Raw genomic sequence first — 21,143 nt, 5'->3', positions numbered from 1 at the left:
CTGGCAGGGCGGCCGTATCGGCCGCCGCCGGTGCGCCTATCTCTGCGGAGTCCAGGAGAGTACGTTTTGCATAGGTACAGCACGTGAGGAGGCGGGAACTCATGGTGGTCGGTCGCGAAGAGAGTCTCGCCGCAGCAGTCGACCTGATCCAGGCAGGCGTCAGCATCGATGTCGTCGGCAGTCGAGGCTCCGGTCGCAGCGCGTTCTTCAAGGCGCTGCGTGCCCGGGTGGAGCAGGACGAGTGGACGGTGGTCTCGGTGCGCGGGATCGCCTCGCTGCGCCAGCATCCGCTCGCCGCTCTGCATCTCGCAGGCATCGGCGCGACCAGCACGCAGCGGCCGGGTCCGAATCTCCATGAGACGGCCGACCAGCTGCGGCAGGCCCTCCGCGCCTCGCGTTCGGTGCTGTTCCTCGACGACTGGGACGACCTCGACGAGTCTTCGTGGGGCGTCGCCGAGTCGGTGCGGCGCGAGTACGGGGTGCCGATCGTCCTGTCGCGCCTGCAGGGTCTGCGTGCCAGACACACACCGAGCGGTCTTCCCGCGTCGACCCTCGAGCCGTCGTATGTGATCGACATGACGCCGCTGCGCTTCGAAGAGATGGAGACGGCCCTCGAGACGTACCTCTCGCACCCGATCGAGGCGACCACGATGAGCCGGATCTTCGCGAAGTCGGGCGGAAACATCGGTCTCGCGCTGAGCCTCGTCGACGCCACCATCCGCGAACAGCGCCTCGTGCTGCGCGGCGGCGAATGGACCGCGACCCGAGACCTGTGGAGCAGCGGTCTGCGCGCCGTCCTGGAGGCGCACCTCGAGAGCCTCGACGATGCGACGCGCGATGCCCTCGAGATCATCGCGATCGTGGGCGTCGCCGATATCGACACGGCCAGCCAGCTCGTCGACTGGGGCACCCTGGAGCTCCTGGAGGAGCGCCGGATGATCACGTTCATCCCGAGCGGTGACCGGCAGCTCGTCGCCGTGATGCCGCCTCTGCTGGTCGAGTTCTTCAGGCACGAGCCGCTCACCGCGCGACGCACGCGGCTCACTGGGCAGATCGTGCGGCAGCTGAGCACGCCCGAATCGGTCTGGTCGGTGCTCACCGACTCGCAGTCCTCCCCGACGACGGCGAGCGGTCAGGATGCTCTGTTCGTCCGCCTGCTGCAGGAGCGGGCACGCGCACGTCGCATCGTCACGGCCGCCGAATGGGAGGCGAACCCCACCGCGGCCAGTGCCGTCCGCTACATCCGCGCCCTCATGCACACGCATACGGCGAAGGTGAGGGATGTGATCGCCGAGATCCTCTCGTCTCCCGATGCCCGCTCGGGCGACGACGCGAGTCGTGCCGAGTTCGCCGCCCTCAAGGCCGAGTGGACCGCCTACGTCGACAACGACCTCGCGCGCGCTGTCGCGCAGCTGCAGGAGGATGCCTCCACCGTCGGCATGCATGCCGGGATGCTGCGCGCGGTCGAGGTGCAGCTGTTCGCGAACCTCGATGCGGTCCCCGAGGACTTCAGCAGTCGCCTGGAGGTCTCGGACGAGCTTCCCTCCACGGTCAAACTGGTGATGTTCGAGACGCAGATGAGTGTGCTCGTCAGCCTCGGTCGCTTCACCGACGCCCTGCGGGTGTACTCGCTCATCGAGGACCTCGAGAACGAAGAGCAGCGGCACACCCCGCGGGTGCTCCTCGGCATGGCCCTCTTCGGTCAGGGCGACTCGAGCGGAGCTCTGGACGTGCTGCAGCGCGGCTTCGACGAGGCGCACGGATACCTCGACATCGACGCGGTGCGCGCTTTCGGCACCGCCGCGGCACTGTGCCATCTGGCGTCAGGCGACCACGCGGCGGTCGACGACCTGCTCGAGGTCATCTTCTCCGCCGGCGAGCCCTCGCCCCTGCCGCCCGGCGTGCAGCTGTCGCTGCTGGCGATCGCCGCCGTCGTCGCCATTCGCCGGGGTCAGCTGACGACGGGCGAGCGGCTCGCCGCCGACCTGGAGCAGCTCGGAGCAGAAGACGGCCCTCTTCCCGGGCAGAGCCGCGCCTGGCCTCAGGTGCAGCTGCTCGCCTTCGACGGGAACACGCAGAAGGCGGCCGAGCTGCTGGCGCGCTCGGGTGAGGCCCTCTGGAATCGCGGCGCGCGCGTGGCGGGTCTCACCGCGGAGCTCTCGGCAGTGGAGCTGGAACCGACGCCGCCCCGTCTCGCGGTCGCACTGGCCCACCTGACTGAGGTGCCCGAGGCGGCCGGCCTCGCCGCCCAGGGCGCCTTCGTGACGGCGCTGGTGAACCACGACCCTCGCGCGATCCTGGCCACCGCCGATGAACTGGATGCTCGGGGGCTCACCGGAACGTCGCTGTCCGCCTGTCGATTCGCGCGCACCTGGTATTCCGAGGCCGGAGACGAGGCGGGGCAACGGCACGCACTCGAGCGGGAGGAACGGATCCGCGCGCGGCACGCGGGGAGGCACTTCGATCTCGCACGGTTCGGCGCGACCGCCGTCACCCTGACCGACCGAGAGAAGGAGGTGGGACGCCTTGCCGCCGGCGGGCTGTCGAACGCCGAGATCGCATCCCGCCTGGTTCTCAGCGTGCGCACCGTGGAGAGCCACATGCACCGGATCATGCGCAAGCTCGATGTCTCGAACCGTCGAGGGCTCCGCCGTCATGCCGAGGCACTGGCCTGATTCCCGACCCCCGTGTCCGCGCCCCCGGCATACCGGTTGACAATGGGTCTTGCGCGGAGCGTTCGCCGGTGTCACGCTTACGTCACAGCTCTATCGCGCTGTAACGCGACAGCTGGGGTGCCGCCCATATGACGGCATCGGATGGGGCGCCCTTTCTGCCGCCTCCCCCGTGGTGGGGGCGTCCCGTCCATCCCCGGCTCACCGAACCTCCCGGCTCGGTCTGTTCAGCGACCGGGGAGACCTCTCGACTCCGTGAACGCGGTGTCCGTTTGGGTCGGCCTGATTACGATGATCTGATGTCGATCGAATCTTCGTCAGCTCCGCAGAGGCGGCGACCTCGCACGGGATGGCTGATCGCGGTCGCTGCGACAGTCGCTGTCGCCATGGTCGTCATCGGCGCACTGATCGTGCTCGGTCAGAGGTGGTGGCTCACGACGAACGTGACGATCGCACTGAGCTACGTCGGTGACGACGGGCATGAGTACTCGTGCACCTACGACTACCGCACTTCGGACCGCTTGCCGATGCCGACCGACATCGCCGAGAGCATGAATGAACGGGACTGGTCCCAGACAGGTCAGCTCATCTACGACTGGGCGAAGACCCACCCCGCAGAATCGTGGACGACAGTGGACGACCTGCCCGCTGACGACCCTCGTTCGACGCGAGCGGATGCGTCGTGGAACCTCGCGATGGAGCGGTACATCAAGTTTCCGCCGTGGCTGATCGAGACTGAGAACGGGTCCGAGTACGAGCTGTGGTGGGAAGTGCGACCAGGGAGCACGTGCGTCGACGGCCTCCGGTGAGACCACGCCGCGCGGCCCTCAGTGTAGGTTTCGGATCGAGCTGGCGCCTGACGTCACGATCTATGGCGACTTGGCGGCGGGTTCGTGCCCCGCGTTCTTTCAGAGATGGCGAATTCCTAGCCCGTCCCCGCATGGAACGTGGGTTCACGCCCGCCAGAACTACGTCGCCTGATGGTTGCCACTCATAGTCCGGAGCGCCGAAGTCGGCATAGTCGACGAGGTCGGTGATCCGGGAATTTTGAGGTAGCTGGCGGCGATCCGGGGTGCGAGATTCCACGTGACATCGCGTATCGCTCGTGCTGTCCGTATAGGGCACTGACAGGCCCCATGCGGACAGCGCACGGGGGCGATCTTGCCCTGCATGCACCCGAGTAGAAAGCCCCAACGCTCGTATCACGAGCGTCCTTGTCGGTGGCCGCCTGCGCACGAGGGAGACGCATCCATGCGGAGGTGTCGTCCCTTCGTGCGCAGGTGCCCGGCGTTTGAAGCCCGGCGACGCAACCGAGCGGTCAGGCCATTGCTTCCCGCACGAGGGCGGTGTCGACGAACTGCTCGAATCGGACGATCAGTCCGCCTCTTACGACGAAGGCGTGCGCGACACGGACGTCGAGGGGCTTCCCGGTTGCGCGGTGGGTTGCGGTGTAGCGGGCGAGGACGACGACGTTTTCCCCGTCGACAATGTAGCTGTCGTCATGTGCTGTCCAGTCGGACCAGTCCGCGCCGAGCTTCTCCATTACGGCCGAAGTCACGCCCTCGGGGGTGCGGTAGGTGCCGGCGAGAGGGAAGCCGGCCATTTCCTTCCATTCGACGTCGGGTGCGAGCGTTGCCCGCAAGGCGTCGAGGTCTCCCGCGGCGGAGGCCAGGTACTGCCGGCGGACCACGTCGCGGGGAGCCGTGGACAGGTTCGGTGTGGTGTCTTCGTTCAGCCCCATGTCATCTCACCCTTCGCAACCTTCGGCCCGATCTGAGCTGCGATGAGCATACCCGCGGACGGGTAGCGCTCGACCAGCGCGGCGGTGACTGCAGCGCCGTCTTCCGACTGGTCGAGGATTGTCTCGAATGACTGCAGGTAGGTGCGTGTGTAGTCGATCGCGCTCGCGTCTGTGGCGGTTTCCGGGAGGCGGTGGCCGGGGATGACGATCTGCGGTTCGAGCGCCTGCATCTCGTCGAGGAGTGCGATCCAGGCCGCGCGCTGCTCGGGCGTGGCCGTGTCGGCAGTCCATACGTGCTCCTGCTGGAAGAGGAGCACACCGCCGAGGACGGCTCGGTGCTCGGGGTTCCAGAGGTAGTGGCGATCGGGCAGCGTCGCAGAGCCGCCCTTGAGTTCGAGTCGCTGACCGTCGACGGTCAGCGCGTCCGCGTCGAGCGGGGTGAGCTCCACGAGGCGGGTCGGGAGGTTGGCGCCGAGGGCAGCCCAGGCCTTGAGCTTGCCTTCGAAGGACGCGCGGATGTGGTCGATGACGATCGGCGTCGCGACCAGCGAGGCATCGGGGAACGCGTCTGCGATGACTTCGAGCCCGAAGTAGAAGTCCGGGTCTGCGTGGCTGACGAACACCGTGGTGAGCCGCTTACCGGAGTCGAGAACGGCGGCGACGAGACGGTGTCCGTCAGCGCGCGTGAAGCCGGCGTCGACGAGGAGCGCTTCCGTTTCGCCGGTTACGAGGACGGCTGACTTGTTTTTCGACCCGGCGGGGAAGTCGAGGTCGAAGACATCGAAGTTCAGTGACATGGTCATAGTTCCTTCCTGAGAGAGCTCGGGACCCGAGCCTGGGCGCGAACGGCTCGCGCATCAGATGCAACAAAAGCTGACTGCTCAGCTATTCCCGAGTTTGTGAACGATCTCGAGTGTCCAATCTCTGTGTCGCGTCGCGGCGTACCCTGGTCTGGTGAGAGATGACCACGAGTTCGGATCGGCGAAGGAGGCCGCGAACGATCCGCGGATCCTGGTGTTCGGTCGACTGCTGGGCGCTGCCAACGGCCTGGAGTATCTGCTCGGAAAGGCGCTCGAGAACGAAACGGGTTTGACTCACTCGCTCTTCGAACTGCTCTTGGTCGTCGGCCGCGCCGGTGAAGGCGGCATCTCCACGAAGGGCATCGCACAGGCCAAAGTGCTCACCTCAGGTGGTGCCACGCGGCTCGTGCACCGCGGTGTGGAGCTGGGGTTGGTGAGTCGTCGTGCGTCGACTGAAGACAGGCGCGTCCAGATCGTCGAGCTCACCCCGGAAGGTGAGCGCCTCGCCGTCGAGGCGTCCACCATCCACGCGCGCAACATCGAGCAGCTCGTGCTCGCCATACTCCCTGCGAACGATCTCGGCGCTTTCGAGGAGTCCGTCAAGGTGCTCAGCAAGCACGCCGCGAGTCAGCTCCCCGTCATGCCGTGACCGCGCCCCGGCCACTCACGAGTCGAATCTATCCCGGCTGGCCTCGATTGCATCCTGATGGGTCACCGTCCAGCGCACCATGGCGTCCAAGGGTTGACTGAATGAGGCGCCGAGACCGGTCAGCTCATCTTCGACCCGTGGCGGTGATTCGGGATAGCTGGTGCGGGCGACGAGTCCGTCGCGCTGTAGCCGTCGCAGCGTCTGCGTCAGCATCCGGTGCGAGACGCCGGTGACGTCGGACATAAGGTGGCTGAACCGCACCGGACCCTGCGCCAACGCATGAATGACGACCAATGACCAGCGGTCGCTCGTGAGTGCGAGCATGTCGCGCACCAGAGTATGGGTGCCTTGCTCGTCGCATGACGCTCGAAGGTCGGTATCGAGGGGGAACGCCGACTCTGCCCTGCTCGCTAGTGGATGCGTCATGGGCGTACCAGCGAGGTTGCTTTCGCCTGGGTTCCTGGCTACCGCGGGCTGGTGGATCACCGGGCAGACCATCTTCGCCAATGGCGGATACACGACCCGCTGAACCGGACAGGAGAAACCTGAAATGGGTAGCATCACTGATGTCCCTACGCCCGTCGCGGCCTTCGTTGCGGCGATCAATGCGGCCGACACGGAAACGTTCGTCAACCTCTTCACCCCAGACGGCCTGGTGAACGACTGGGGTACGGAGTACACCGGTTCTGCTGGGGTGCGCCAGTGGGCAGCCTCCGACGCCATCGGCGCCGCCGCGAAGATGACCTTGCTGTCGGCGAATACCGAGGGCGAGACCACCACGGTGCGCTTCGACTGGCGCAGCCGAGTGTTCAACGGAGAGTCGACAGGCATCTTCGTCGTCCATGACGGACAGCTACGCAGCTTCACGATTCCACCTAACCACTGAGCCGCAAACGCCCTGCCGTCAGCGCTCCACGAGCCGCCCGCGTGTACTCGTGGAGCGCTGACGCGCACGAACTGCACAAGGAAGTACCGTGACCGCCACCATCACTGGCGCCCTTCGACGCATGACGGGGCGCGACCCACACGAGCATGGCCGCACCGCCAGCCCCCTCGAGCTCTTCTTCGACTTGGTGTCGTGGTCGCCGTGCCGGCGCGATCGTCGTGCCGCCGGCGTCGGCAGCGGCGGCCGAGACGATTGTCCTGAATGCCTCTGCGCAGCTCCAGGCGTCCGAGATACCGGCGGGTAAGTACCTCAAGGTGACCGAGACGTTCGACCAGGTTGTGGGCTTCCATGGGCGGCCGACGGAGGCAGAGCCCTTTTCGTATGTGCTGCAGGACGCGACCGGCGTTCTGACGACGCGATGGGTTACGTCGACGTACCTCTCGTCCGACGCCGAAGTCCCGCCGATTGTGGAGGATAGCCTCTACCAGCCGGTCGTGGCGAACGGGGAGGTCCAGGCCGTCGAGGAGGCGTGGAACTCCTACTACGGTGACACCTACGGGCTCTGGGACGACATCATCGACACGCCCCGCCCCTCTTCGGTCTTCCAGATGGAGGGTGCCTATCATGCGGGTCTGTGGAGCAATGATCCCGCGGAAGTGCGGCCCATCGACGACCCCGACGACTCTAGAGTCGACGACTGGGGTGCGTTCGCGTCCGATCCGCAGGAGTTTCTGGATGGCGTCTTGGCGGAGTTCCCCGAAGTGACGACCAAGGAGGACGCCGTTGCCATGGTCTTCGAGAGCCTCGTCAACGGCAATCTGGCGACCGCCTCGGCTAGCTATCGCGCGGTGCTCCTTGGCGTGATCGCACTTTCGGATGGTCTTGAAGTCGAGTCGGTGCAGGGGACTGTGACGACGGTTCGCTTCGATGACGGTACGGCGATCCGCCGGCTCGTCTTTGACACGGAGACCGACCAGTTGGTGGAGGTCTCTCAGTATCTGGCCGAGGTGCCCGTGCCCGGCACTGACGAGCTCGTGCCGGTCGGTACCAGTCCACTTGTCGAGGGCGGTGCGCCGACGACGATCCGACGCTTCACACAGGAAATCGTTGACGCGCCCCCGGCGATCGACAGCGCGGGTTGACCGCCGCGAGGCGTCCGGTCTGTGTGGTCGGCCACACCGCGTATGACGTTCAACCCGCCGAGCGAAACCGTTGATCGTGTGTTGGGGGAAAGGCTGCGGGCCGAGGCGAAAGCCCCGGCCCGCAGCCTTTCCCCGTTCGACGACAGCACTTCTGACAAGATTGCCGATGCCGACCGACATCGCCAAGAGCATGAGCGAGCCGGACTGGTCCCAGACGGGTCAGCTCATCTATGAATGGGCGAAGTAGCACCCCGCCGAATCTTGGACGACAGAGGATGAGTTGGCCGCGGACGACCCCCCAGTCGAACCGAGCGGGCTCATCGTGGAGTCCCGCAATGGACCGATACACCGTGTTCCCACCGTGGCTGATCGGCACGGAGGACGCGGCCGAGTATGAGCTGTGGTGGGAAGTCCGACCAGGGAGCACCTGCGCCCACGGCCTACGGTGAAACCATCACCGCGTGCCGCGCCGCGCCTTCCGGGACTCCCCCGCTGCAGTCCCGATCACTCTTCAACTGGATGCTTCCTGAAAACCTCACACCGTACCCGTTGACAGTCACCCCGGTTCCTGAGGCTCGCCCCGGCTGCCGTGTTGACGCACATGTAGCTGCCAGAGGCAGCCAACACCGAAATCAGCGTCCAGCGGTTGGCTTGTCACCGACCCCTAAGGCTGTTTCATGTGTTTCCAAGCGCCGACCAGTGACCGGACGCTCCCTCATTAGGACACTGCGCGCTTCATCGGGCGCGACGTAGTGAAGCAAGCAAGGTCGTAGGCGCCGCTCCACACCAACGCTTCACTACCTGCGGCTGAAGCGCGCCAGCACCGCCGGCGGCCTGTCGGAACTCCGCCAAATCACCGCGCAAGCCGCAAACCACCGCCTACTGGTAGCGGAATCCGCCGCGTTAGTTCGGAACCTACACTCAGTTGAAGTCGCCGCCCGGCGCCATGTCGTGGAAGCGCGAGTAGTGGCCCTGGAAGGCCACGGTGATCGTCGCGGTCGGACCGTTACGGTGCTTGGCGACGATCAGGTCGGCCTCGCCAGGACGCACGTCCTTGTCGTAGACCGAGTCACGGTGCAGCAGAATGACCATGTCGGCGTCCTGCTCGATCGAGCCGGACTCACGCAGGTCGCTGATGGCGGGCTTCTTGTCCTGGCGCTGCTCGGGACCACGGTTCAGCTGCGACAGCGCGATGACCGGAACCTGCAGCTCCTTGGCGATGAGCTTGAGGCTACGGGAGAACTCCGAGACCTCCTGCTGACGGGACTCGACGCGCTTTCCCGAGGTCATCAGCTGCAGGTAGTCGATGATGACCATGCGCAGGCCCTCGCGCTGCTTGAGCCGACGGCATTTGGCGCGGATCTCGACCAGGGTCATGTTCGGGCTGTCGTCGATGTAGAGCGGCGCGTCGTTGATGCGCCCTCGGGTCGCGGCGACAGTGGTCCAGTCGCGGGGGTCGAGGTTTCCCTTTCGCATGTTCTGCAGCGGGATCTGGCCCTCGGCGCTGAGCAGACGCATCGCGATCTCGCTCTTGCCCATCTCGAGCGAGAAGAAGACGGAAGGAAGGTTGTGACCGATGGAGGCCGCGCGCGCGAAGTCGAGTGCGAGCGTCGACTTACCCATGGCGGGTCGAGCGGCGACGACGATCATCTGGCCGCCGTGCAGGCCGTTGGTGAGCTCGTCGAGCTCCTTGAAGCCGGTCGGGACGCCCGTCATCGAGCCGTCGCGGCCGCTCGCGGCCTCGATCTCTTCGAGTGCGGCGTCGACCGCGATCTGCAGGGGGACGTAGTCCTCGGTGGTCTCGGAGCCCGTGATCGAGTAGATCTCAGCCTGGGCGTTGTTGACGAGATCGGTCGCGTCGCCCTGTCCGTCGTAGCCGAGCTGCACGATGCGAGTGCCGGCGTCGACCAGACGGCGCAGGATCGCCCGCTCCGAGACGATGCCCGCGTAGTAGCCGGCGTTGGCCGCGGTGGGGACGATCGAGGTGAGGGTGTGCAGGTAGTCGGCACCGCCGGCGCGGCTGAGCTCGCCCGTCTTGATGAGTTCGTCGGTGACGGCGACGACGTCGGTCGGCTCGCCGTGCGAGTAGAGCGAGAGGATCGCCTCGAAGATCAGCTCGTGCTTCGGGATGTAGAAGTCGGCGCCCCTGAGCGTCTCGATCACGTCTGCGACGGCATCCTTCGACAGGAGCATTCCGCCGAGCGCGCTCTGCTCCGCGAGGAGGTCGTGCGGAGGGGTCCGCTCGGGCGGACGCTTGCCGCCGAGGCGATCCTCGGAGATGTCAGCGATCGACACAGTGTTCCCTTCGATGCGACGAGCGTGATGGGGCGGAGGTGCAACCCGGGTCCCGTGCTGCGCTGTCGCGGCCGTTTCGAAGCCTTCTGCGCAGCAAACCAGGTGCTTCCGACATCGGGTCGCTCGACCACGCTACGAGCGGGGGTTTTCGGTCGCAACACTGCCTGTGGATAACTATGTGGAAAGCGTGCGAACAAGTCCGGAGAGTCTGTGCAGAACACATGTGGATAACCCGGTGGACTACCTCGGATCAGACTTTTCTTTATCCGCCTGAGCTGGCCTTTTCAGTTTCCCCACCCTGTGGATGAGAAAGTGCTTCAACTGCGCATTGAAGGTTCACCGAATCCGGTACGGGATGTGTAGAACCTGGGGAAAGTCAAGCCGAGATTTCACCGGGCGCGTCACACGACGCAACGCCCGGAAATGTGCGCGAGATGTCATCGTCTTCGAGCAGATCCCTCTAGACATGCCGGAATACCGGGAGTATCGTCACCCCCAATCGACGCGACGTGCGTCGGACGAACGATCGTCTCTCGGGGGAGGGAAGTCGACGTGAACGCTCAGGCAACCCGGCGCGGCCTTCCGGCCATCGCCCTCTGGGGTGGCATGGGCGCGCTCGCGTGGGCGGCGATCACCGTCCTCACCGGAGGGTCCTCCGCGCATGCCGACGAGAGTTCCGACGCCCCTCTGCTCGACGGAGTCACGTCGCTCGTGAGCCAGACCGTCTCGTCGGTGGGCGACACGGTCACCGCCGTGAGCTCGCCTATCGTCACGCAGGTCGTGAAGCCGGTCGTCACAGAGGTCGTCGCACCCGTCGTGACCCAGGTGGTCGCCCCCGTTCAGCAGGCCGCTCCCCCGGTCGTCGAGCACGTCTCCGACACGGTCACTCAGGTCCCCGTCGTGGGGCCCGCCGCCGCTCCCGTCGTCGCGGCCGTCACCGACACCGCTCAGGCCGTGGTCACTCCGGTCACTGATCTGCTCACCGAGGCTCCGGTCTCTCAGATCGTCACCCCGGTGCAGGATGCTCTCGCAGCCCTCCCCGGCGTCGGCCGCCTGATCGAGGAGCTCGGGGTCGACACACTGCTCGACGACGTCGTCGGTGTCGTCGATGCGACGACGGACGTGGTCGGCGGAGTGGTGGAGAACACCGTTCCGCCCGTACTCGTCGCCCTCGACCCGAGTCGCTCCGAGAGCGGTTCGGCGCTTCCGGGTCTGGACTCCCTGGGCTTCGATGTCGACGTCCGCTCAACCTCGACACCTCCGGCTACCACTGCGCCCACTCGCTCGCAGCCGGCCGGCGACTCCGCAACATCCGCTCTCGCGCCGGTGGCTCCCCCCGCTGCTCCGGCCACGAGTGCGCCCGAGTCCGGCGACACCGCGCCCTTCACGCCGCCCGTCGGCGGACCGGTGACGCCTTCCTCTTCCGCCGGCTCCGGTGGAGCATCCGCTCTCTCCCACGCGCGTCTCAGCGACGTGGGCGTTCCCGCGTTCCGTGCTGTGGAACGCACCCCCGGTGCACCCGACGACGTCCTGCCGACGTCTCTGGTCGCCGACACCGACGTCTCTCCTGACTGACGGGTTGTCCGGTCGTTCCTCGTGAACGACAGATGCCGTGCTGCGCGCGCACTCGCTCTTCCGCGTGCACCCATCCAGACACACCCAATTCAGTCAGGAGAAGGTCATCATGCGCACTTTCATCAAGCGGGCCCTGTGGGGAACGCTTCTCGCCGGCGGGATCACCCTGCTCGGCGCGACTGCCGCCAATGCGGCAGACACCTCGGGAGAAGACGGCCTTCTCTCGGGGACCCAGGCGGTTGCACCGATCTCGGTGCCCGTCACGATCGTCGACAACGCGGTCTCGATCCTCGGGAGCTCCTCCGCGCAGCCGGCGCCCGCCCCAGCGCCCGCTCCTGCGCCCGCTCCGGCCCCAGCGCCCGCTCCCACCACGAGCGGCGACTCCGGCGCCGCGTCCGGCACCCAGGCCGTCGTGGATGTCACACTGCCCGTCACCGTGACGGGCAACGCGATCACGGTGCTCGGCGACTCGTCGAGCAGCACGGCTCCGGAAGCGACGGCTGAGGCTCCCCAGGCCCCGGCCCCCACCGCACCGGCTCCGTCGATCACGACGAACGGCATCGACGGTCTGCTGTCGGGCACCCAGGCCCTGCTGCACGTCGACGTCCCCGTCACCGTGTCGGGCAACTCCGTCGCACTGCTCGGCGAGAGCGAGACTCTCGGCCAGGATGCCGCAGCACCGGCCTCCTCGAGCGCACCGACGAGCGGCTCCGTCGCCCCGACCACCTCGGGCGATGACGGCGTAGGCAGCGGGACGCAGGTCACCGCACCTGTCACGGCACCCGTGAACGTCTCGGGCAACGCCATCTCGCTCCTCGGAGAGAGTTCGGCGACGGGCGGATCGGCTCCGTCTTCCCCGGCGACGTCACCCGCCACGACGACCGGCACTTCCGGTGACGACGGGATCCTGGGCGGCAGCCAGGTCACCGCACCGGTCGCCGCACCCGTGAACGTCTCGGGCAATGCCATCTCGCTCCTCGGAGAGAGCGGCGTCACCGGCGGAACGGCTCCCGCAGCACCCGCTGCAGGCGGCTCGACCGGCGGCACCACCTCCGGTGACGACGGCATCCTCGGCGGCAGCCAGGTCACCGCACCCGTCACCGCACCCGTGAACGTCTCCGGCAACGGGATCGCGATCCTCGGAGAGAGCTCGGCGACGGGCGGAACGGCTCCTGCTGCGCCCGCTCCGGCGGCACCCGCTACGGGAGCCGCGACATCGGGCGATGACGGGGTCGGCAACGGCAGCCAGGTCACCGCACCGGTCACGGCGCCCGTGACCGCCACCGGCAACGCCATCTCCGTCCTCGGAGACAGCGCCGTCACCGGCGGAACCGGAACCACCGCACCCACCGCGGGCGGCACGAACACCGGCAGCACCACCACCGGTGACGACGGCATCCTCGGCGGCACCCAGGTCACCGCACCCGTCACCGCACCCGTGACCGCCACCGGCAACGCCATCTCCGTCCTCGGAGACAGCGCCGTCACCGGCAGAACCGGAACCACCGCACCCACCGCAGGCGGCACGAACACCGGCAGCACCACCACCGGTGACGACGGCATCCTCGGCGGCACCCAGGTCACCGCACCGATCGCGCTTCCGATCACGATCGGCGGCAACGCCATCGCTGTGGTCGGCGAGAGCACGGTGACGACCCCGGGCACCACTCCGGGAACCGACCCCGGGACGGACCCGGGAACCGACCCCGGGACAGATCCGGGAACCGATCCCGGAACCGACCCCGGAACCACGCAGGGAACCGACTCAGGCATGACGCTCACCGCAGGTCTCACCAGCGGTGGTGCGGTGACCGCGGCCGGATCCGCGCAGGGACTGGCCGCCACCGGCGGTTCGTCCTCGCTCGGATACGCCGCGGCGGCCGCGCTCCTGCTCCTGCTCGGAGCCGGGATGCTGCGCCGTCGCCACGTGACGGCGTAGCCAGACCCCGGCGGTGTCGTCATCCTCGGGGGAGGAGATGCGGCACCGTCGGTGTGCGGATCCCGTGACGCGGTGAGCAAGGGGCCCCAGCCCAGCCCGCGGTCTACGATGCCGCACAGTTCACGGATGCCCCGCGTCCCCAACGCGGGGCATCCGTCGTGCCCTCGTGCGCGATTCAGACCAGCCGCAGAGGATCACCTGCCTAGACTCGCTCGGGGAGGTCACCATGCAGATCGATCACCGTCGTCCGGCACCCGCGCCTCGGTCAGCGCCAAGACATCGGCGACCGCGCACTCGTACGACCCCCGCCCCGGGGCTCCCCCGGTGAACCTCAGCTCGAGACGTCTGCGGTGGGCGGTCAACGGCGCGCGGACGTTCGATGTTCCGATGGATGCGACTCGCACGGTTCTGGCCGAGATCGACCGTGCGGTGCGGGCCGCGCACTTTCGCCCGGATGCGCCGCCACACGGCTCGGGTGCGCAGGCGGTCTATCGACGAGGATCAGCCCTGGGCGACGTCCTGATCGGGGGCAGCGGCCTCTCAGCACTCACGACCCGGCTCGGTCCCGTCTCAGTGCACGGAGCCATCGTCGTCTGGCTCGGTGAGCGCGGTCCCGACTCCGCTCGGGTGATCATCTCGCTGGTGGCGGGTTCGCACGTGGGTGGCGACTTCGTCGACGCAGTGGAGGATGTCTTGCGCCTCATCCACTCCCGCGGCGTTCCCGTGGACGACGCAGGGTGGTCACGCGCAGCCGACATCGAACGGACGTCGCCCGCGAACCCCCGCCGCGCCGCGGAACTCGGCCTCGTCTGACCCGCACACGCAGAATGCCCCCCGTCCCGAAGGACAGGGGGCATTCGAGAGCGTCGCGCCTTACTTGGCGGCGACGACCTGCAGCGTGATGACTGCGGTCACGTCGTCGTGCAGACGAACCGTGGCCTCGTGCTCACCGGTCGTCTTGATCGCCGACGGGATGTGCACCTTGCGCTTGTCGATCGAGCCGAGACCCGCGGCTGCGACAGCATCCGCGATGTGATCGGTCTTGACCGAGCCGAAGAGGCGACCCTCGTTGCCGGCCTTGACGGCCAGGCGCACCTTGGTGCTCTCGAGGGAGTTCTTCAGGGCCACGGCTTCGTCGCGGTCATGGATCGCACGCGCCTGACGAGCAGCCTGGATCGAAGCGACCTGCTTTTCGCCACCGCGGGTCCACGCCGTAGCGAAGCCCTGGGGGATGAGGTAATTGCGGGCGAACCCGTTCTTGACCTCGACCACGTCACCGGCGCTACCAAGCCCGGCGACCTCGTTCGTGAGAATCAGCTTTGCCATCTCGTTACCCCTTACCGGCCGGCGCCAGCGTAGGGCAGGAGTGCCATTTCGCGCGCGTTCTTGATCGCGGTGGCGATCAGACGCTGCTCCTGCACCGAAACACCGGTGATACGACGGGCGCGGATCTTGCCGCGCTCCGAGACGAACTTACGGAGGGTGGAGACATCCTTGTAATCGATGACTCCGACCCGGATCGACTTCGCGGGAGCGGTGGGCTTGCCACCCTTCCGCGGCTTGCGGCGGTCGCCGCTCGACTTTCCAGCCATTGTTTTTCCTTAGTTTTGAGACAGATGCCGAAGCATCCGGAGATCCTGTTTCAGAAGGGGGTGTCGTCGCCGAAGCTGCCCGGAGTGCTCCAGGCATCGGCGCTGGTCGACGAGCCGGGCGTGGACCACGGCTCCTCCGACACCTGCTGCTGCTGAGCGGGGCGCGACTGTCCGCCGCCACCGCCGCCGCCACCGGTCGAGGCCGCACGGGTGACCTGTGCAGTCGCGTACCGAAGCGAGGGGCCGATCTCGTCGACCTCCAGCTCGATCGCGGTGCGCTGGTTGCCTTCGCGGTCCTGGTAGGAGCGCTGACGCAGACGGCCCTGCGCCATGACGCGCATTCCCTTGGTCAGCGAACCCGCCACGTGCTCGGCGAATTCGCGCCAGACCGACGCGCGGAGGAACAGCGCTTCGCCGTCCTTCCACTCGTTGGCGGCGCGATCGAAGTTCCGAGGCGTCGAAGCGATGGTGAAGTTCGCCACCGGCAGTCCGTTCTGCGTGTAACGCAGCTCGGGGTCGGCCGTGAGGTTGCCCACCACGGTGATGACTGTTTCGCCGGCCATCGGACTCAGGCCTTCGCAGCCTTGGCGGCCTTGCGGGCAGCCTTCTCTTCAGAGCGCTTGGCCTCCGAAGCGACCATCGCCTGAGCTTCCTCAGAGCGAAGGACCTTCGTACGCATGATCTGCTCGTTCAGCTTCAGCTGACGATCGAGCTCCTGCGTGGCCTCGCTGGTCGCCGTGAAGTTGACGACGGCGTAGATGCCCTCGTTCTTCTTCTGGATCTCGTAAGCCAGACGGCGCTTGCCCCAGATGTCGACCTTGTCAATCGAGCCACCATCGTTGGTGATGACCTTCAGGAACTTGTCGAGCGTAGGGGCGACCTGGCGCTCGTCGATCTCGGGGGTCAGAATGACCATGAGTTCGTACTGGTGCGTCACTTACCCACCTCCTTCGGACTAGAACGGCTTCCGGGACTTTCCCGGAAGCAGGAGGGTGTGTGCACGTCATCCGCCGAGCCACCCGAGTGGGTGCCCGATGGCAGACAACCTTGACAGTCTAACGGAGAAAACTTCGGACCGCCTCCACACGCATCGCCGCTGAGTTGGCATGCTGGTATGCGTGCGTGCCGACAGGCGATGCACGACAACGACCGAAGGGGGAAACGCCATGCGCGTGAACAAGTGGGGTGTCGGCGTCATGCTCGCCGCCGCCGTAGTGCTGACCGGATGTACCGCAGGTTCTGACGAGCCTGCCGAAGACAAGCCCACCGCGGCTGCGGAAGAGACCACCGCACCCGAGTCCGACTGCCCCGAGCTGACCGAAGGCGCGACCGTCGACGGTGCTGCCCTGGGTGCCTGCATCACCGAGGCGATGACCGACACCGCCGGTTATGCCGCCAAGACCAGCATCCTGGGCATGGACACGACCGCCCGGTACAACCCGGGAACGGATGCCGTCGAGACGATCACGCCCATGGGATCGCTGATCGTGATCGGTGACGACGCCTGGGTCAAGACGTCCACGAGCGAGTGGCAGGTCGCAGACCCCAACTCGAGCGACCCGATCATCGCCGCCCTCAGCAGCGGTGCGCAGACCGCCGCCGACACCGACCCCGCGACGGCCGCGGGCGCTCTGACCGGCGACTTCACCGTCACCGGCACGGGCACGCGCCTGGGTCAGGACGTCTACCTCCTGACCGGCACGTCTGAGGCGCAGGGCGTGGCCGTCGACGTGACCTTCGAGGTCACGAGCGACTACGTGGTGCTCGCCACCACCGGATCCACCGAGGCCGCCGGCCAGGCCATCGAGACCTCGCTGGAGATCACCGAGTGGGACGTCGAGCAGGACATCGTCGCACCGCTCTGATCCACGAGCAGACACTGCGGGCCGGGGCGATCGCCTCGGCCCGCAGTGCGTTCGGGGGCTGATTCCGCGTCAGGCGAGGACTTCGGCCTGCCCTTCGGGAGGAAGACCCGCCCTCGGGAGGAACGATGAGCCGCAGGCATCCTCCCCTGGCGCAGTTCTCCTCCCGGAGGTGCGTCGCGGGGACACGGGCTCGCGGGTCACCCTCGTTGCGAAGGAGATCGCACTCATCGAAGGAGCAATGCGCCGCATCCGTCCTTCATTGCGAGACATCTCCTTCGTTGCGTGCGCGACCGACCGACCCAGCGCGGCTCAGTCGAGGACCGGGGCGATCTCCGACCACACCGTGCGCTCGTTCGTCGACGGCGCGATCGGGATGCGGCCGGCACCGTCGGGCTCGGGGATCGCGGCGAGCAGCGCCTGCGTGTACGGATGCTGCGGAGCAGACCACACGCGGTCGGTGGCCCCGGCTTCGAGCACCCGGCCGGCGAACATCACGAAGGTGCGGTCGGCGATGCGTCGGACCACGGCGAGGTCGTGCGAGATGAACAGCATCCCCGCACCGGATTCCGCGACGAGGTCGCGCATGAGACCGGCGACGCTGGTCTGGGTCGATGCATCCAACGCCGAGATCGGCTCATCGGCGACGAGCAATGACGGCCGCGCGGCGAGCGCCCGCGCGATCGCGAGGCGCTGCTTCTGGCCGCCCGAGAACTGATGCGGGAAGCGTGTGGCGACCTCGGTCGGCAGTCCGACGCGTTCGAGCCACTCGGCGACCGTCGAGCCTTCGGCGCCACGGGCACGCGCCGTGGCGATGCCGTCGGCGATCTGGTCGCCCACACGACGGCGCGGGTTCAGCGACGTCGACGGATCCTGGAACACCATCTGGATGCCGGTGAGAGCGAGATCGCGTCGACGGATGCCGAGCGGCTTCACGGGCTCACCGCGGAAGCGCACCTCTCCCCCGGCGAGCTTCTCGATGCCGACGACCGCGCGAGCGAGGCTCGACTTGCCGCTGCCGGACTCGCCCACGAGCGCGACGGTCTCTCCGGGGGCGACGGTCAGCGAGACACCGTCGACGGCCACCACAGGCGGGCTTCCGGGATAGCGGACGACGACATCCTGCGCGTCGAGGACGGCGACTTCACTCATCTCGGGCCTCCTCAGCAGCATCCGTCAGCACCGGATCCGAGAGCACCGGATCCAGGACCGCGACATCGGCATCCGCGATCTCGAGCTTCGACCCTGGCAGAGCGGCCAGCAGCGTGCGGGTGTACTCGTGCTGCGGGTCGCGGAACAGTGTCGCGCGGTCGGCCCGCTCGACGATCCGCCCGTTCTTCATCACCGCAACCTCGTCGGCGATGGCGCTCATGACGCCCAGGTCGTGGGTCACGAGCAGCACGGCGAGGTTGCGTTCGGTCGCGAGGTCGCGCAGCAGACGCAGGATGCCGGCCTGCACGGTGACGTCGAGCGCGGTGGTCGGCTCATCGGCCAGCAGCACCTCGGGATCGCACGCGAGAGCGCAGGCGATCGCGATGCGCTGCCGCTGACCGCCCGAGAACTGGTGCGGGTAGCGCTTGAGCGCGGCATCCGGATTCGACACCTGCACCGTCTCGAGCAGCTCGACGGCCCGGGCCCTCGCGGCCTCGCCGCGCAGGCCGAGATGCACGCGCATGTGGTCGGTGAGCTGGCGGCCGATCGGCAGCTGCGGGTGCAGCGACGCCGACGGATCCTGAAAGATCATCGCGATGCGCTTGCCCCGGATGCGGTTGAGAGCCCGCCGACGCATGCCGACCAGCTCCTCCCCCGCGAGCGTGATCGAACCGCCGGTGCGCGCCTGGCGGGGCAGGAGCCCGAGCACGGCGAGCGAGGTGAGAGTCTTGCCCGATCCGGATTCGCCGGCGAGGCCGTGGATGCGGCCGGCCTCGAGGTCGATCGAGACGCCGTGCACGAGCGGACGACCGATCTCGATCGTCAGGTCGCGGATGCTGAGCACTGTGACGGGGGCCGGGGCGTTCATGCTGCCGCTCCCTTCGCCGAGGCGACGTGGTCGGCCTGCTTCTCGTGAGTGACCTCGGCCGTCGGGTCGAGGATGTCGCGCATCGCGTCGCCGAGGAAGTTGAAGGCGAGCACCACGGTCAGGATCGCAAGCCCCGGGAAGACTCCGAGCCACCACGCGTCGAAGTTCTGCATGGCCGCCGAGATCATGGATCCCCACTCCGCGGTCGGCGGCTGCGCACCGAGCCCGAGGAAAGAGAGGCCGGAGAGCAGCAGGATCGCGGCTCCGATGTCGAGCGTCGCGAGCACCAGCACGGGGCCGGCGATGTTCGGCAGGATGTCGATGAACAGCGTCCGCAGCGGCGAATGGCCGAGCAGGCGACCCGCGATCACGTAGTTCTGCCCGCGGAGGCCGAGCACGATGCTGCGGGTGACTCGCGAGTACTGCGGCCACGAGACGACGATCGCCGCGATCACCGCATTGAACAGCGACGGGCCGAGGGATGCCGCCACCACCATCGCGAGGATGACGGTCGGGAAGGCCATGAACAGGTCGGTGATGCGCATCAGCGTTTCATCGACCCAGCCGCCGAAGTAGCCGGCGACGGCACCGATCACGGTGCCGATGATCATCGCGGCGATCACGAGCATGAGCGCGAGCGGGAGGCTCACGGTCGCACCCGTCATCAGACGCGAGAAGATGTCGCGGCCGTTGCCGTCGGTGCCGAGCAGGGTGTCGATGCCCGGCTCCTGCAGCCGAGGGAGCACCTGGGCGTTGGGGCCGTACGGCACCCACCACTGCGCGGTGAAGGCGACGATGATCCAGGCGCCCGCGATGACGGTGCCGATCACGCCGAGCGGCGTGCGCCACGCGCGGGGCCAGCGGAAGCGGAACCGCCAGGGGCCGGATGCCGAGTCGATGCGGCTCATGCGATCCTCACTCTCGGGTCGAGGACGCCGTAGAGCAGATCGACGACGAAGTTGATGAGGAGGTAGATGAATCCGACGACGAGACCCACGCCCATGATGCCGGGGAGGTCGAGGTTGGCCGCCGAGTTGTAGGCGTAGGTGCCCAGGCCCGGCCACGCGAACACCGACTCGACGAGCACGGTTCCCGACAGCAGCGAGCCGAAGGCCACGCCGACGACGGTGAGGATCGGGAGAGATGCTCCGCGCAGCACGTAGTCGAGGATCACACGCATCGCGGGAAGACCCTTGGCGCGTGCCGCCCGCACGTAGTCGCTGCCGAGCACCTCGAGCACCGAGGTGCGGATGAAACGGGTGAGCAGGCCGATCGTCACGAGCGACAGCACCATCACCGGCAGGGCGAGGTGCGCGAGGGCATCGGCGAATCCGACGCCGTCTCCGTTGAGCAGGTAGTCGACCGTGTAGAGCCCGGTGATGCGCGGAGGCGGGGTGATCGACGGCGAGATGCGGCCGGAACCCGGCGCGATCCGCAGCTCGAGGAAGAACACATAGAAGCTGACGAGTGCGAGCCAGAACGTCGGCACGCTCAGGCCGATCAGCGTCACGATGCGGATCACCTGGTCGGTGACGAGTCCGCGCCGGTAGGCCGCGAGCGTGCCGAGCACGACGCTGACCGCGAGGCTGAGGATGATGGCGCCGATCGCGATCTCGATCGTTGCCGGCACCGCGGTGGCCAGGTCGCTGGTGACCGGTCGCCCGGTCACCAGCGATGTGCCGAGGTCTCCTCGAAGCAGGTTGCCCATGTAGATGAAGTACTGCACGAAAAGGGGCTGATCGAGGCCCTGCGCCTTGATGAAGGCCTCACGCGTCTCGGGGTTCTGAGATGCGCCCTCCCCCAGCGCGGCCGACACGGGGTCGCCCGGCACGAGGTTCGTCAGCGCGAAGGTCACGATCGTGACCCCCACGAGCAGGAGCAGCGAAGTGCCGATCCGGCGCAGCAGGTATCCGACGAGCGGCGACCTGCGACGCTGTGCTTGCCGTCGCACGGCCACCGTCGTCATGAGT

At 67.4% G+C, this 21,143-nt stretch carries 21 protein-coding genes; 9 read left to right on the top strand and 12 right to left on the bottom strand.

Annotation, left to right across the window (positions count from 1 at the left end):
* Positions 1–101: 101 nt before the first annotated feature.
* Positions 102–2,675 (top strand): helix-turn-helix transcriptional regulator, encoded by a 2,574-nt coding sequence (locus tag ASF63_RS07920; protein ID WP_056511722.1) that lies wholly within the window; start codon positions 102–104, stop codon positions 2,673–2,675.
* A gap of 296 nt (positions 2,676–2,971) precedes the next feature.
* Positions 2,972–3,481, top strand: coding sequence for a hypothetical protein (locus tag ASF63_RS07915; RefSeq protein ID WP_056511719.1), 510 nt, complete (start codon positions 2,972–2,974; stop codon positions 3,479–3,481).
* Between the two features lie 509 nt (positions 3,482–3,990).
* On the opposite strand, the gene ASF63_RS07910 is transcribed toward ASF63_RS07915, so the two are convergent.
* Together ASF63_RS07910 and ASF63_RS07905 are read right to left on the bottom strand one after the other, a co-directional pair.
* Entirely contained in the window at positions 3,991–4,413 is a 423-nt protein-coding gene (locus tag ASF63_RS07910; protein ID WP_056511716.1) for a nuclear transport factor 2 family protein, read from the bottom strand.
* The gene (locus tag ASF63_RS07905; RefSeq protein WP_082477942.1) at positions 4,404–5,216 is read right to left on the bottom strand and encodes an MBL fold metallo-hydrolase; all 813 of its coding nucleotides are present in this window, start codon (positions 5,214–5,216) and stop codon (positions 4,404–4,406) included. The genes ASF63_RS07910 and ASF63_RS07905 overlap by 10 nt, the downstream gene beginning before the upstream one ends.
* A 151-nt stretch (positions 5,217–5,367) precedes the next feature.
* On the opposite strand from ASF63_RS07905, the gene ASF63_RS07900 reads away from it, so the two are divergent.
* On the top strand, positions 5,368–5,862 hold the full coding sequence (locus ASF63_RS07900) for a MarR family winged helix-turn-helix transcriptional regulator (RefSeq protein WP_056511713.1): 495 nt from the start codon (positions 5,368–5,370) through the stop codon (positions 5,860–5,862).
* A 15-nt stretch (positions 5,863–5,877) separates the two neighbouring features.
* Here ASF63_RS07900 and ASF63_RS07895 read toward each other — a convergent pair whose 3' ends face one another.
* Complete coding sequence (locus ASF63_RS07895) at positions 5,878–6,186, bottom strand: winged helix-turn-helix transcriptional regulator (RefSeq protein ID WP_235560739.1); 309 nt, start codon at positions 6,184–6,186, stop codon at positions 5,878–5,880.
* 226 nt (positions 6,187–6,412) lie between these two features.
* On the opposite strand from ASF63_RS07895, the gene ASF63_RS07890 reads away from it, so the two are divergent.
* Complete coding sequence (locus ASF63_RS07890) at positions 6,413–6,748, top strand: nuclear transport factor 2 family protein (RefSeq protein WP_235560738.1); 336 nt, start codon at positions 6,413–6,415, stop codon at positions 6,746–6,748.
* 146 nt (positions 6,749–6,894) lie between these two features.
* Positions 6,895–7,890, top strand: a complete 996-nt coding sequence (locus ASF63_RS07885) for a hypothetical protein (RefSeq protein WP_162238874.1) — start codon at positions 6,895–6,897, stop codon at positions 7,888–7,890.
* 921 nt (positions 7,891–8,811) lie between these two features.
* Here the strand turns inward: ASF63_RS07885 and dnaB are convergent.
* Positions 8,812–10,185, bottom strand: coding sequence for a replicative DNA helicase (gene dnaB / locus ASF63_RS07880; protein WP_056311057.1), 1,374 nt, complete (start codon positions 10,183–10,185; stop codon positions 8,812–8,814).
* A 552-nt stretch (positions 10,186–10,737) separates the two neighbouring features.
* On the opposite strand from dnaB, the gene ASF63_RS07875 reads away from it, so the two are divergent.
* The 3 genes from ASF63_RS07875 to ASF63_RS07865 all read left to right on the top strand — a co-directional run bounded on the left by ASF63_RS07875 (position 10,738) and on the right by ASF63_RS07865 (position 14,512).
* Positions 10,738–11,760: a hypothetical protein gene (locus tag ASF63_RS07875; protein ID WP_056511708.1), complete on the top strand. Its 1,023-nt coding sequence runs from the start codon at positions 10,738–10,740 to the stop codon at positions 11,758–11,760.
* 109 nt (positions 11,761–11,869) lie between these two features.
* Positions 11,870–13,699, top strand: a complete 1,830-nt coding sequence (locus ASF63_RS07870) for a chaplin family protein (RefSeq protein WP_082477938.1) — start codon at positions 11,870–11,872, stop codon at positions 13,697–13,699.
* 387 nt (positions 13,700–14,086) lie between these two features.
* Entirely contained in the window at positions 14,087–14,512 is a 426-nt protein-coding gene (locus ASF63_RS07865; RefSeq protein WP_056511705.1) for a hypothetical protein, read from the top strand.
* Positions 14,513–14,572: 60 nt separating this feature from the next.
* On the opposite strand, the gene rplI is transcribed toward ASF63_RS07865, so the two are convergent.
* From rplI to rpsF, 4 genes are read right to left on the bottom strand one after another with little or no spacing between them, the layout of a single operon-like run.
* Complete coding sequence (rplI, locus tag ASF63_RS07860) at positions 14,573–15,025, bottom strand: 50S ribosomal protein L9 (protein WP_056511701.1); 453 nt, start codon at positions 15,023–15,025, stop codon at positions 14,573–14,575.
* An 11-nt stretch (positions 15,026–15,036) separates the two neighbouring features.
* Positions 15,037–15,291 (bottom strand): 30S ribosomal protein S18, encoded by a 255-nt coding sequence (rpsR, locus tag ASF63_RS07855; RefSeq protein WP_042541518.1) that lies wholly within the window; start codon positions 15,289–15,291, stop codon positions 15,037–15,039.
* 50 nt (positions 15,292–15,341) lie between these two features.
* Positions 15,342–15,854: a single-stranded DNA-binding protein gene (locus ASF63_RS07850; RefSeq protein WP_056311050.1), complete on the bottom strand. Its 513-nt coding sequence runs from the start codon at positions 15,852–15,854 to the stop codon at positions 15,342–15,344.
* Between the two features lie 5 nt (positions 15,855–15,859).
* On the bottom strand, positions 15,860–16,228 hold the full coding sequence (gene rpsF / locus ASF63_RS07845) for a 30S ribosomal protein S6 (protein ID WP_029264265.1): 369 nt from the start codon (positions 16,226–16,228) through the stop codon (positions 15,860–15,862).
* Positions 16,229–16,457: 229 nt separating this feature from the next.
* On the opposite strand from rpsF, the gene ASF63_RS07840 reads away from it, so the two are divergent.
* On the top strand, positions 16,458–17,156 hold the full coding sequence (locus ASF63_RS07840; protein ID WP_235560737.1) for a hypothetical protein: 699 nt from the start codon (positions 16,458–16,460) through the stop codon (positions 17,154–17,156).
* A 309-nt stretch (positions 17,157–17,465) separates the two neighbouring features.
* Here ASF63_RS07840 and ASF63_RS07835 read toward each other — a convergent pair whose 3' ends face one another.
* From ASF63_RS07835 to ASF63_RS07820, 4 genes are read right to left on the bottom strand one after another with little or no spacing between them, the layout of a single operon-like run.
* Positions 17,466–18,305, bottom strand: a complete 840-nt coding sequence (locus ASF63_RS07835; RefSeq protein WP_056511695.1) for an ABC transporter ATP-binding protein — start codon at positions 18,303–18,305, stop codon at positions 17,466–17,468.
* On the bottom strand, positions 18,298–19,173 hold the full coding sequence (locus tag ASF63_RS07830; protein WP_082477936.1) for an ABC transporter ATP-binding protein: 876 nt from the start codon (positions 19,171–19,173) through the stop codon (positions 18,298–18,300). The genes ASF63_RS07835 and ASF63_RS07830 overlap by 8 nt, the downstream gene beginning before the upstream one ends.
* Positions 19,170–20,081 (bottom strand): ABC transporter permease, encoded by a 912-nt coding sequence (locus ASF63_RS07825; protein WP_056511692.1) that lies wholly within the window; start codon positions 20,079–20,081, stop codon positions 19,170–19,172. Before ASF63_RS07825 ends, ASF63_RS07830 begins: the two co-directional genes overlap by 4 nt.
* Positions 20,078–21,139: an ABC transporter permease gene (locus ASF63_RS07820; RefSeq protein ID WP_053098208.1), complete on the bottom strand. Its 1,062-nt coding sequence runs from the start codon at positions 21,137–21,139 to the stop codon at positions 20,078–20,080. The genes ASF63_RS07825 and ASF63_RS07820 overlap by 4 nt, the downstream gene beginning before the upstream one ends.
* Positions 21,140–21,143 lie beyond the last annotated feature (4 nt).

It is taken from the genome of Microbacterium sp. Leaf320, from assembly GCF_001423485.1.
Taxonomy (GTDB): Bacteria; Actinomycetota; Actinomycetes; order Actinomycetales; family Microbacteriaceae; genus Microbacterium.
The sequence above is the reverse complement of the archived record's forward strand: the minus strand, read 5'-3'. Positions and strand labels throughout refer to the sequence as shown.